10 protein-coding genes are annotated in these 11,809 nt (G+C 36.3%); all 10 read right to left on the reverse strand.

Features of this window, described 5'->3' with window-relative positions:
• Nucleotides 1–21 precede the first annotated feature (21 nt).
• On the reverse strand, nt 22–1,035 hold the full coding sequence (locus G600_RS0103955; protein WP_027430775.1) for a rod shape-determining protein: 1,014 nt from the start codon (nt 1,033–1,035) through the stop codon (nt 22–24).
• Between the two features lie 42 nt (nt 1,036–1,077).
• Nucleotides 1,078–1,761, reverse strand: a complete 684-nt coding sequence (gene radC, locus G600_RS0103960) for a RadC family protein (protein WP_051195350.1) — start codon at nt 1,759–1,761, stop codon at nt 1,078–1,080.
• A 35-nt stretch (nt 1,762–1,796) separates the two neighbouring features.
• Complete coding sequence (locus G600_RS0103965) at nt 1,797–2,057, reverse strand: DUF4321 domain-containing protein (RefSeq protein WP_027430777.1); 261 nt, start codon at nt 2,055–2,057, stop codon at nt 1,797–1,799.
• A gap of 116 nt (nt 2,058–2,173) precedes the next feature.
• Nucleotides 2,174–3,421, reverse strand: a complete 1,248-nt coding sequence (locus G600_RS0103970) for a methionine gamma-lyase family protein (RefSeq protein WP_027430778.1) — start codon at nt 3,419–3,421, stop codon at nt 2,174–2,176.
• Between the two features lie 52 nt (nt 3,422–3,473).
• The gene (gene miaA, locus G600_RS0103975) at nt 3,474–4,433 is read right to left on the reverse strand and encodes a tRNA (adenosine(37)-N6)-dimethylallyltransferase MiaA (protein ID WP_027430779.1); all 960 of its coding nucleotides are present in this window, start codon (nt 4,431–4,433) and stop codon (nt 3,474–3,476) included.
• Between the two features lie 7 nt (nt 4,434–4,440).
• Entirely contained in the window at nt 4,441–6,402 is a 1,962-nt protein-coding gene (mutL, locus tag G600_RS0103980) for a DNA mismatch repair endonuclease MutL (RefSeq protein WP_027430780.1), read from the reverse strand.
• 210 nt (nt 6,403–6,612) lie between these two features.
• Nucleotides 6,613–9,267, reverse strand: a complete 2,655-nt coding sequence (gene mutS, locus G600_RS0103985) for a DNA mismatch repair protein MutS (protein WP_027430781.1) — start codon at nt 9,265–9,267, stop codon at nt 6,613–6,615.
• 27 nt (nt 9,268–9,294) lie between these two features.
• Complete coding sequence (gene miaB / locus G600_RS0103990) at nt 9,295–10,764, reverse strand: tRNA (N6-isopentenyl adenosine(37)-C2)-methylthiotransferase MiaB (protein WP_034245432.1); 1,470 nt, start codon at nt 10,762–10,764, stop codon at nt 9,295–9,297.
• Between the two features lie 11 nt (nt 10,765–10,775).
• Nucleotides 10,776–11,354, reverse strand: coding sequence for a 5-formyltetrahydrofolate cyclo-ligase (locus G600_RS0103995; protein ID WP_027430783.1), 579 nt, complete (start codon nt 11,352–11,354; stop codon nt 10,776–10,778).
• Nucleotides 11,355–11,540: 186 nt separating this feature from the next.
• Nucleotides 11,541–11,807, reverse strand: a complete 267-nt coding sequence (locus G600_RS0104000; protein ID WP_027430784.1) for a DUF896 domain-containing protein — start codon at nt 11,805–11,807, stop codon at nt 11,541–11,543.
• Nucleotides 11,808–11,809 lie beyond the last annotated feature (2 nt).

An 11,809-nucleotide genomic window follows, 5' to 3' on the forward strand; every position in this document is an offset into this window, starting at 1 on the left:
TTATTACCTCGTTTCTTATATTTACTCAAAAGTTCTATCCTGAGGAGTATAAGGAATCTTAGCAAAATCAGGATTTGTTACAACTCCCATAAGACCTCTAACAACAGATTCTGAAGGATTTTCTACTATTGTAACATTAAGATTTGTCTCGCTCTTAATGAAATCCTCTAAATTATTAATCATAGATGTACCACCTGTGAAATATACGCCATCCTTAATAATATCAGCAGCAAGTTCTGGTGGAGTTCTCTCTAAGATAACTTTTATTGAATCCATAATTGAGTGAAGCGGATCAACAATAGCATCATAGATAACATCTGAAGAAATCTGAACGCTTACTGGAAGACCTGATAAAATGTTACGACCAAAGCCAGGAGCAAACTTCTCCTCTGTCTTAACCGCACTACCAAGTTCCTTCTTTAAACCTTCAGCAGTCTTAGAACCAATTACTAAATTATAAGCCTTTCTTACTGCAGAAATAATGCACTCATCAAGCTTATTGCCACCAATCTTAACTGACTTAGAAATTACAATACCACCAAGAGATAATACTGAAATTTCTGTTGTCTCAGCACCGATGTTAACAACCATAACACCCTTTGACTTTGTAACGTCAATACCTGCACCGATTGCATCAGCTACTGGCTTGTCTACTACGAATACGTTCTTAGCCTTAACCTTAGACTCTACTACTAATTCATAGAAAGCTCTCTTCTCAACTTCTGTAACATCAGTTGGTACTGCTATATAAAATTCTGTATTACCAGTTTTCTTTTCCTTATTAATCTTCTCATAGAAACTATAAAGAAGTGTCTGCATATTCTCGATGTCAGCGATTACGCCAAACTTAACTGGGAAAGAAACCTCAATATTCTCAGGTGTCTTCTCATACATCTCGTATGCTTCATCACCAAAAGCTAATAATTCGTTCTTATTAACAATGGCGATAATGTTCTTCTCATTAAGAATCTCGTTATCCTTAGTGCACATTTTAAAATTACTTGTTCCAATATCAATTCCGTATACGTTAGACATGTCGTATTCCTTTCCTTTCGGTTATAAAACCCTTTCCTTTAATTAAAAAATCCCAATAGCCTTGAGACTAACATAGGTATTGTCACCTATAACAATATGGTCAGTTAAATTAACTCCAAGAATTTTACCAGCCTCATAAATCTCTTTAGTCACATTAATGTCTGCCTTGCTAGGTGTAGGATCTCCACTTGGATGATTATGGATTAACATAATCTGTACAGCCCCGCTTTTAAGTGCCTTAATGAAAATGTCTCTCGTATCTATTAAGGAACTATTAACCGTGCCAACTGTCAAGACCATATCTTTAATTAAACAGCACTTACTATCTAATAAAACAAGAATTAGATGCTCCTGCTGTAAATGTCTTAAATCCTGCATATAAAACTTAGCCACCGTCTCAGACCTAGAAAAATCTAACTTCTCATTGGCCTTTAACTTAGCTAGTCTCTTTGAAAGCTCTATTATAGATTTAATCTGAATAGCCTTAACTCTACCAATGCCCTTTATCTTAACTAAATCATCAATTTCAAGAGAAGCAAGGCCAACTAAGCCTTTATTTCCCGCTGTATCATATAATAACTTAGCTAAGTCTAGCACCTTAATCTTACCAACTCCCGTTCGTAAAATCACTGCTAAAATCTCCACATCCGTTAAAGTCTCTATTCCATATCTTAAAGCCTTCTCATAAGGCATCAATTCAATGTCAATGCCCCCGTTGTTAAACATACTATTCATGTAATTAAATTACAGAATACCCCGTCTTAAATAACCTTAAAAACGATAATTGCAAGAATAATGCCAATAATACTTGCAACTGTCAGTTTAATCTGAAGAGCAATAGTAAAAATTATAACCCCTAAATCAATAGTAGTTAAATTTCCATCTACTGTTCCAATTGTTTGTCCGTAGCTTAGCCAAGAAATTCCAGGAACCCCTTTTGCAGCTTCAGCTACCAAACCGCCAAGTACTATCCCAATAATAATAAACAGTAACAATAACCAGCCATTTTTATACTTAGCCATTATATCCCCCTCTTTAGAATAATTTTCTTGATTACAAAATCACTTAAAATTATAGCACAGAACTATTTTAGCATAAATAGGGGGATTTTCAAGCACAATACTAATTTAAAACTTATTTAAATGTTAAAAAGACCAGCCTTAAACATCTCATTAGCACTCATCATAATACCAAGTTTAGCATGATACCATGTTAAGCCACCCTGGAAAAATACAAGGTATGGTTCCTTTAGTGGGCCATCTGCACTAAGCTCAATAGATGAACCCTGAACGAAAGCGCCGGCAGCCATAATAACATCTGAATCATAACCTGGCATTGCCCATGGCTCTGGTGTTAAGAAGCTATCTACTGGAGCAGCCATCTGAATACCCTTACAGAAAGCAAGTAAGCCCTCCTTAGAACCAAGCTCTACATTCTGAATAATATCATATCTATCTTCGCTTGCTGTCGGTCTACACTTAAAGCCTGCCTTCTCGTAAACATTTGCAGCAAAAATCGCACCTTTAAGAGCGCCTGCTACTACTGTTGGAGCAAGGAATAAGCCCTGATAGAAGCTTTGATTAAGAGTAAGGGAAGCACCAACTTCCTTACCAAGGCCAGGACTAGTTAATCTGTAAGCTGCCTGCTCGATGCATTCCTTCTTACCAACGATATAACCGCCACAAGGAGCAAGTCCGCCACCTGGGTTCTTAATTAAAGAACCAACGCACATATCAGCTCCAACCTCAGTTGGCTCAATCTCTTCTACAAATTCACCATAACAGTTATCTACCATACAAATAACTTCTGGCTTAATAGACTTAATAAAGCTAATAAGCTCGCCGATTTGCTCAACAGATAATGTAGGTCTTGTAGCATAGCCCTTTGAACGCTGAATTGTAACTAACTTAGTCTTTTCATTAATTGCGGCCTTAATTCCATCAAAATCAAAACTACCATCCTCAAGTAAATCCACCTGTCTATAGCTAATGCCGTATTCAGCAAGACTTCCCTTAGATTCTCTAATACCAATGATTTCATCCATAGTATCGTAAGGCTTTCCAACAGGTGATAAAAGCTCATCCCCTGGACGAAGCTGGGAAGCTAGTGCTACATTTAATGCATGTGTACCGCAAGTAATCTGTGGTCTTACAAGAGCATCTTCTGCTTTGAAAATGTCAGCATAAATCTCCTCTAATGTATCTCTACCTAAGTCATTATAGCCATAACCTGTTGTTCCAGATAAATGTGCCTCTGAAACCTTTGCCTTTTGCATAGCGCTAATAACCTTTAACTGGTTAAATTCTGCAACCTTATCGATTTTCTCAAATCTAGCCTTTAAATCATTCTCTACACTTTCGCAAAAGTCATAGACCTTTGGGTCGATGTTAAATTCATTACAATATGCTAATTTCACGATATTCCTCCAACTAATGCTTTTAAATTAATTCTCTATTCTTAATTTCAAGCATCATAAAATCAATTATTCTACTAAAGTCGTAATCAAGCTTTCCAATATCTACCCAAAGACAGTCCTTCTCTCGTCTAAACCAAGTAAGCTGTCTCTTTGCAAACCTTCTTGTATCACGCTTGATTATTTCCTTAGCTTCCTCCAAAGAATACTTGCCATCTAAATAGTCAAGAATCTCTTTGTAACCTATGCCCTGCATAGACACAAGGTCTTTAGTGTACCCCATTTTAGCTAATTTTTCAACTTCACTAACAAGGCCATCTAAAAACATCTTGTCCACTCTTTTATCAATTCTTTCATAAAGAGCATCTCTATCATCATTTAATACGAAGTAAACATAATTAAAAGGAGAAGTCCTCTGCTTTTGAGTCTCATTATGCTTAGAGAAAAGCTCCCCTGTCTGATGAAAATACTCCAAAGCCCTAGCAACTCTCTTTACATTATTAGCATGTATACTAGCCGCAGACTCTTTATCCACCTCATCTAACTTAGCGTGTAGAGCTTCATTTCCATAAGTCTTAGCATATTCATATAAAGAATTTCTATACTCGCTATTATCATCCTCAGTCTTTGTAAACTCCACATCATATAAAAGAGCCTGCACATAAAAGCCAGTACCACCAACTACAATAGGAATCTTTCCTTCATGTCTGATTTCTTCAATCGCCTTTAGAGCCATTTCCTTAAAAACCATAACATTAAACTCATCCTTAGGATCAAGACAGTCAATTAAGTAATGCTTAACTCCCTCCATCTCTTCCTTTGTAATCTTTGCAGTACCAATATCCATGCCCCTATAAACCTGCATAGAATCAGCACTAATAATAGAACCGTTAATGGCCTTTGCAAGCTTTATAGAACTAGAAGTTTTACCAACCGCTGTTGGTCCAGATATAATTATTAAAGGTTGTTTGTCTTTATTTTCCATAAATTTATTAACCTACTATTCTCTTAAACTTTCTTTCAATATCATACTTAGTCATAATAATCAAAGTTGGTCTGCCATGAGGACAATTGTAAGGATTATCAAGAGTCATAAGCTCTGCCATAAGCTCCTCCACCTCATTAATAGACAACTTATTATTACCCTTAACCGCCGCTTTACAAGACATGGTCGCCACTCTATCCGTAAAAATTTCTGCCTCACCAGACTTATAATCCTCAGTTAAATTATCCAAAATCTCTATAAAAAGCGCCTTATAATCAAGAGTTGGAAGGCCTGCAGGAATTCCTGTAAGCTTATATTCATTGCCACCAAACTCCTCAATTTCATAGCCCAAGTCCTTAAAGCGCTTCATATTTTCTTTTAATAACTCCTCTTCTCTCATGTTAAGAGTAAGAATAACCGGAGGCATAATCATCTGTGAAGACATTTCCTTTTCATGCAAATGTTTCATAAAACGCTCATATAGCACCTTCTCGTGAGCTGCGTGCTGATCCATCATATAAAACTTATCCCCCAGCTCAAATAACCAGTAAGTCTCAAAGAGCTGGCCAATAATCCTATACTTTGGCTTATTAGTCTGGGCTAATAATTTATCATCAAAAATGGACATCTGCTCTGAAGTCTTTAGCTTATCATTAACAGCCTCATACTCCTTTAAATCCTCTTTAATCATTTCATTAGAACGCTTGATTTCAAAAGGCTCAGGAAGTCTTTCCTTATTAATATTAGGCTTAACCTGATTTTCAATCTCTGCAGCAGATACCTTATCGATTCTTCTCTCCTGATAGTTTGAAGCAAGATTTGAGGAATTATGATTTGAAACACCGTTAGAATTTCCAATTCCACGAAAACTAGCCATACCAAATTTAACTTCAGTATCCTTCTTATCATGCTGATTTAGGCTAGCAGCCACAGTCCTTTCTTCCTTCTCACTATTAGGGCCCACAGGAACATTTGCTGCAAGCTCCTGAGCCTTTAGGCAAGAAAGCACGCTTGCATATACAAAATTATAGACATAATCATTGTTTGCAAAGCGAAGCTCCATCTTTGAAGGATGCACATTTACATCAATAATTTCAGAATTAATTGTAAAATGTATCGCTGTAAATGGATAATTCTTTGGCATTACAAAGCCCTTATAGGCATCCTCAATGGCCTTATTAATAATGTTACTTTTAATGTAACGGCCGTTGATGTAATAATTCTCGTAACTTCTATTACCTCTACAAATAAAAGGCTTACAAATAAAACCCTTCATGGAAATATCCATGGTCTTTGCATTAATTTCATAAAGATTTGCAGTAATTTCCCTACCATAAACACTATAAATAATGTCCTTTAAATTAGTGTTACCAGAAGTGTGCAATTTATTGTTATTATTAGCAATAAATCTAAAAGAAACATCTGGATGTGAAAGGGCTAGGTACTGCATAAGAGAGTTAATATAGCCCCCTTCTGTGTTGGCAGATTTTAAAAATTTACGACGAACTGGAGTATTGTAAAATAAATTTCTTACAACAATTGTTGTACCATCAGGGGCGCCAACCTCCTCTAGACTTTTCTCCTTACCGCCTTCTATTACGTAACGATAGCCATTTAGCTTATCCTTAGTCTTAGTAATTAATTCCACCTGAGCCACCGCTGCAATACTTGCAAGGGCCTCACCTCTAAAGCCAAGAGAAGATACGCTAATTAAATCTTCAATAGACTTTATCTTACTTGTGGCATGTCTAAGAAAGGCCGTTGGAATCTCATCTCCGTTAATACCACTGCCGTTATCAGTTACTCTTATAAAACTAATTCCGCCTTCTTTAATTTCTACTGTAATTGCGCTTGCTCCGGCATCGATAGCATTTTCAACAAGCTCCTTAACAATAGACTGAGGTCTATCAACTACTTCACCAGCTGCAATCTTGTTAATTGTAGCCTGATCTAGCATCTTAATTGGCATATTATCCCTCCCAACTTTAGCCTTAATTTATGTCTTTTTTAGTAAAGCGGACATTCGGAATCCGCTTCGCTACTTCCTCATGAACGCAGTGGCACTTTGTGCCACCTGTCAGAAGGGGCTTTAACCCCTTCTGACACTAGTAAGCTTTATACCCCCGCTTAAAGCTTACGCTTTTGAAGCGGGGGATTGCTTACACTGCGTTCAAAAATTCTACCATCTATTCTTTAACTTGCCCTGTAGCTTGTAGAGCTCATTAAGGGCATCAATAGGTGTCATATTAGTTATATCAAGATTTCTTAAATCATCTAAAATGTCATTATCTGGAACCGCATCAAATAGTGTCATCTGTCTTACATCAAGGTCAGACACGCTCTTATACTCTTCTCCAATCTTAGAGCTTTGCTTTGAATACTGAGCAATATCCTTAGCCTTCATGGAAATGTCTGCATTGCTAAGTTCAAGTACTAATTCCTTAGCTCTATCAAGTACTGTTTCAGGAACTCCTGCAAGTCTTGCCACCTGAATACCATAACTCTTATCCGCGCCGCCCTTTACAATCTTTCTAAGGAATACTATATCATCTCCCTTTTCCTTAACGGCAATGCAAAGATTCTTAACACCTGCTAGAGACCCTTCAAGTTCAGTAAGCTCATGATAATGAGTTGCAAAAAGTGTCTTAGCACCTAGAATCTTAGTATTAGCAATGTGCTCAACTACAGCCCAAGCAATACTTAGTCCATCAAAGGTAGAAGTACCACGGCCAATCTCATCTAGAATAATAAGACTGTTTTTAGTAGCATTTCGTAAAATGTTGGCAACCTCTGTCATCTCCACCATGAAGGTAGACTGTCCACTAGCCAAATCATCTGATGCACCAACTCTTGTAAAGATTCTATCTACTAGGCAAATGTTAGCAGAACTTGCAGGTACAAAAGAACCAGTTTGTGCAAGCAAGCAAATAAGAGCTGTCTGTCTCATATATGTAGACTTACCAGCCATATTAGGACCCGTTATAATTGCCACTCTATTGGCGTTATTATCAAGATATGTATCATTTGAAACAAACATATCTCCTGAAATCATCTTCTCAACCACTGGATGTCTACCATCCTTAATATCAATGATTCCCTTTTCATTAATTCTAGGTCTTGTAAAGTTATTATTTACTGCAACCACTGATAGAGAAGCAAATACATCAATCATTGCCACTGCTCTTGCAGTCTTTTGAATACGTAAAACCTCTCCTGCAATCTTATCTCTAACCTCAACAAATAAGTCATATTCTAGAGAATACAGCTTATCTTCAGCCCCAAGAATCATATCTTCAAGCTTCTTTAACTCATCCATTGTATAACGCTCAGCATTAGTTAAAGTCTGCTTTCTAACCCAGTTATCAGGAACTAAAGACTTAAAGGAATTAGTAACCTCTAAGTAATAACCAAAAACCTTATTGTATTTAATACGTAAGTTCTTAATGCCTGTTGCCTCACGTTCACGCTCTTCTATAGCTGAAAGCATATCCTTACCGTTAATCTTCGCATTTTTTAACTCATCAACTTCAGCAGAATAGCCATCCTTAATAAGTCCACCATCACGCATAGCAATTGGTGGATCATCAATAATAGCTGCTGAAATTAAATTGTATAAATCAGACAAATCATCTAATTCATTAAAATATTCTTTGAATAAATCAGACTTAAATCCTCCAATAATTCTCTTAATATGAGGTAACATTTCCAAAGAATTCTTAAAAGCAATTAAGTCTCTTGGATTAGCTGAATGACAACTAATCTTAGTCATGATTCGCTCTAAATCATAGATAGGATTTAGATATTCTCTAAGCTCTTCCCTATCAATGGCATGATTATTAAGCTCCTCAATAGCATCCTGTCTTCTAATAATTTCTTCTTTATTAATAAGAGGCTGCTCAATTAAAAGTCGAAGGGATCTAGCACCCATTGCAGTCTTAGTCTTATCAAGTACCCAAAGAAGAGAACCCTTCTTTTGCTTCTCTCTCATGGTCTCAACCAATTCAAGGTTTCTTCTTGATGAAGAATCGATAAGCATATATTTTCCTGTAGTATAAGGAACTAGATTAGTAATATGTGAAAGCTCTGTCTTTTGAGTCTCTTTTAGGTAGACAAGAAGGGAGCCTGCAGCATTAATTCCAACAGTTAAGTCAGCAAGACCAAGACCTGTAAGGTCAGTCACATGAAAATGTTCCTCTATGGTTCTCTTTGCTGTATCATCATCAAAATACCAATTATCAAGAGTTGATACAGAAATATTTAACTTATCACAAACTGTATTAATATCAATTCCTGACATTAAAAAATACTCATTAATAATGATTTCTGATGGAGTAAATTTATTAATTTCATCAATTAAAGCAGAGCCAGTTGTTAGCTCTGTTACAAAGAATTCTCCTGTAGAATAATCTACTAAAGACACTCCTAATTTCTCACCAAGATAAAAAATACTCATAGTGTAATTATTCTTAGTTTCATCAAGAGCACTAGATTCAATATTAGTACCAGGCGTTACAACCCTGATAACCTCTCGCTTAACAAGACCCTTTGCAGTTTTAGGATCTTCTACCTGTTCACCAATGGCCACCTTGTGACCATTAGCTACAAGTCTATTAATATAGCCTTCGGCAGCATGGAAAGGGATACCACACATAGGTGCCCTTTCCTCCTGTCCGCAATCTTTTCCTGTAAGAGTTAACTCAAGCTCTTTTGATACCTGAATGGCATCGTCAAAAAACATTTCATAGAAATCGCCTAATCGATAAAAAAGAATACAATCCTTATATTCTTCCTTAGTCTTTAGATATTGTTGCATCATCGGTGAATATTCAGCCATTTCTTCTCCTCCATTTTTTATTTGTGCTTAAACTAACTCGCCCATGTAATAAAAGCCCTTGCATTCCACAAGTTTAACATCCACAAGGGAACCAATTAAGGATGCATCTCCCTTAAAGTGAACTAAGATGTTATTAGTCATACGGCCTGTTACCATGCCCTCTTCGTGATCATCAAGTCCTTCAACAAGTACTCTTGCTGTCTGGCCTTCAAATCTCTTACTGTTCTTATGACAAACTTCATCTACCACTTCAAGTAAGCGGTTAAATCTATCCTTAACCACATCCTCTGGCACCTGTTCTTCAAACTTGGCAGCAGGTGTACCTGTTCTTTTTGAGTAAATAAATGTGTAAGCACTGTCGTAATTTGCCTTACGTACCACGTCAAGAGTTTCAAGGAAATCTTCTTCTGTCTCACCTGGGAAACCAACAATAATATCAGTTGTAAATGAAACATTAGGAAGCTTAGCTCTAATTCTATCAATTAATGATAAATACTCTTCCTTAGTGTAACGTCTGTTCATCTTCTTTAGAAGTCTTGTACTACCACTCTGCACTGGCATATGGAAGTGGTTACAAATCTTAGTAGATTTTGAACAGACTTCAATAACATCATCACCAAAATCAGATGGGTATGGTGTCATAAATCTAATTCTCTCTAAACCTTCAATCTTATCAATTTCAGCTAAAAGGTTTGCAAATGTAACATCATCATCAAGTCCCTTGCCATATGAGTTTACATTTTGTCCAAGAAGCATAACTTCCTTAACGCCATCTGCTACAAGGTGCTCGATTTCTCTTACAATTTCCTTAGGTTCACGACTCTTTTCTCTACCACGAACATAAGGCACGATACAATAAGTACAGAACTTATCGCAGCCATACATAATATTAACGCCAGACTTAAATGGGAACTTTCTCTCTACAGGTAAATTTTCTACAATTTCATTAGTATCCTGTCTAATGTCAACAACCTGCTTATTAGTTGTGATTCTTTCATAAATAAGCTGTGCTAACTCATAGATATTAAATGTACCAAATACAATATCTACAAATCTATATGACTTCTTAATCTTTTCAACTACCTCTGGCTCCTGCATCATACAACCGCAAAGAGCAATAAGCATATGAGGCTTCTTTCTCTTTAAGCCACGTAACTGACCTAATCTACCATAAACTCTTAAGTTGGCATTCTCTCTAACTGTACATGTATTATATAAAACAAAATCGGCCTTAGTTTCATCATCTGTTTCCACAAAGCCAATTTCCTTTAAAATTCCTAGTAATTTCTCTGAGTCTCTTGCATTCATCTGGCAACCAAATGTATTAATGCAAGCGTAAAGTGGTCTGCCAAGTCTATTCTTTAAATCCATAATATACTCTTGGCACTTTCCAATATATTCTATCTGAACTGAAAGCTCTTCGCTGCTTTCAACTGCTTCCTTAATTTTCTGAACTGGTTTAATCTTATCTAATTCCTTTTTAATTTCCGTATTCATAAAAATATCCTTTACTTACAATTTATTATTTCTTTTTCAGTAATAACCTTGTCTACATCTATATCAAATTCATTTGCTATTAATTCATCTACAAGCTGAAATTCAAAACTAAGGGCAACTTTTAAAAGCTTAGGATTAACTCTTGCATTAAATCTGTCATAAAATCCGCCGCCATAACCTAACCTATGTCCTTTTTTATCAAAAGAAAGACCGGGCATTATAATGCAAAAGCTATCATCAATACTAGCTTCATCAAGCTCTTCTAAATTTAGTTTTGGCTCTAAAATCTTCATGCACCCTGGCTCTAAATCTTCTAAGCTATTTATCTTAAAAAATCTCATAAGTCCCTGGCCTAAATCCACTACACGAGGCACATATACATTAACGCCTGCCTCAAAAAATTTTAGAATTAATTTTCTTGTATCAACTTCCACATTAGTACTTACATAGATAAGTACATTTTTTACAAAAGCCAATTCCTCTAATTTAAAGAGATTGTCCGCTATTCTATCGCTTAAACTAGCTAATTCTTTTTTTGAAAATGTGTTTCTTCTTTCTTTAATTAACTTCCTTAGCTCTGTCTTTTCCATGTTCTAGTTACCTATTCTTAGTCCAAATCCCTAGCCTAAATTCTAAATTGTCAAGACTCGCTCGCGAGTCTTGCGCGCCGGATTCGGGTCTGCTTCAGCAGACAAATTCCTGTCCGAATCCGTGCGCATCCTCGCGGAGCGTTTAACTCAGTCGGAGCTTGTACTCCGACTGAGTTAAGTCCAAACTTAGTTACCGTTTTTCTTAGCTTCTTCTAATTCTTTCTTGGCCTTTAATTTCATCTTCTCATCATGTCTTTCCTTAACATCAATAATGCTGCCATCAGGATTTTGAATCTTAATTGTCTCAAGAGAACCTCTTAAATTCTCGCGGAAAATCTTAACATATTCTTTTCTTAATTTATCCTGCTCTTCTTTTTCAGCAGTTGTTAAGCCTTCAGCCTTAGACTTTCTATAGAGTTCATTAATTCTATCAAGTCTTTCCTGCATATTCATAA

The organism is Lachnospira multipara ATCC 19207 (assembly GCF_000424105.1).
Lineage (GTDB): Bacteria > Bacillota > Clostridia > Lachnospirales > Lachnospiraceae > Lachnospira > Lachnospira multipara.

Coding starts and splice junctions, on each gene's coding strand:
- G600_RS0103955 (WP_027430775.1), bottom strand. CDS start 1,035: ATGTCTAACGTATACGGAATTGATATTGGAACAAGTAATTTTAAAATG.
- G600_RS0103965 (WP_027430777.1), bottom strand. CDS start 2,057: ATGGCTAAGTATAAAAATGGCTGGTTATTGTTACTGTTTATTATTATT.
- G600_RS0103995 (WP_027430783.1), bottom strand. CDS start 11,354: ATGGAAAAGACAGAGCTAAGGAAGTTAATTAAAGAAAGAAGAAACACA.
- miaA (WP_027430779.1), bottom strand. CDS start 4,433: ATGGAAAATAAAGACAAACAACCTTTAATAATTATATCTGGACCAACA.
- miaB (WP_034245432.1), bottom strand. CDS start 10,764: ATGAATACGGAAATTAAAAAGGAATTAGATAAGATTAAACCAGTTCAG.
- G600_RS0104000 (WP_027430784.1), bottom strand. CDS start 11,807: ATGAATATGCAGGAAAGACTTGATAGAATTAATGAACTCTATAGAAAG.
- mutS (WP_027430781.1), bottom strand. CDS start 9,267: ATGGCTGAATATTCACCGATGATGCAACAATATCTAAAGACTAAGGAA.
- mutL (WP_027430780.1), bottom strand. CDS start 6,402: ATGCCAATTAAGATGCTAGATCAGGCTACAATTAACAAGATTGCAGCT.
- radC (WP_051195350.1), bottom strand. CDS start 1,761: ATGTTTAACAACGGGGGCATTGACATTGAATTGATGCCTTATGAGAAG.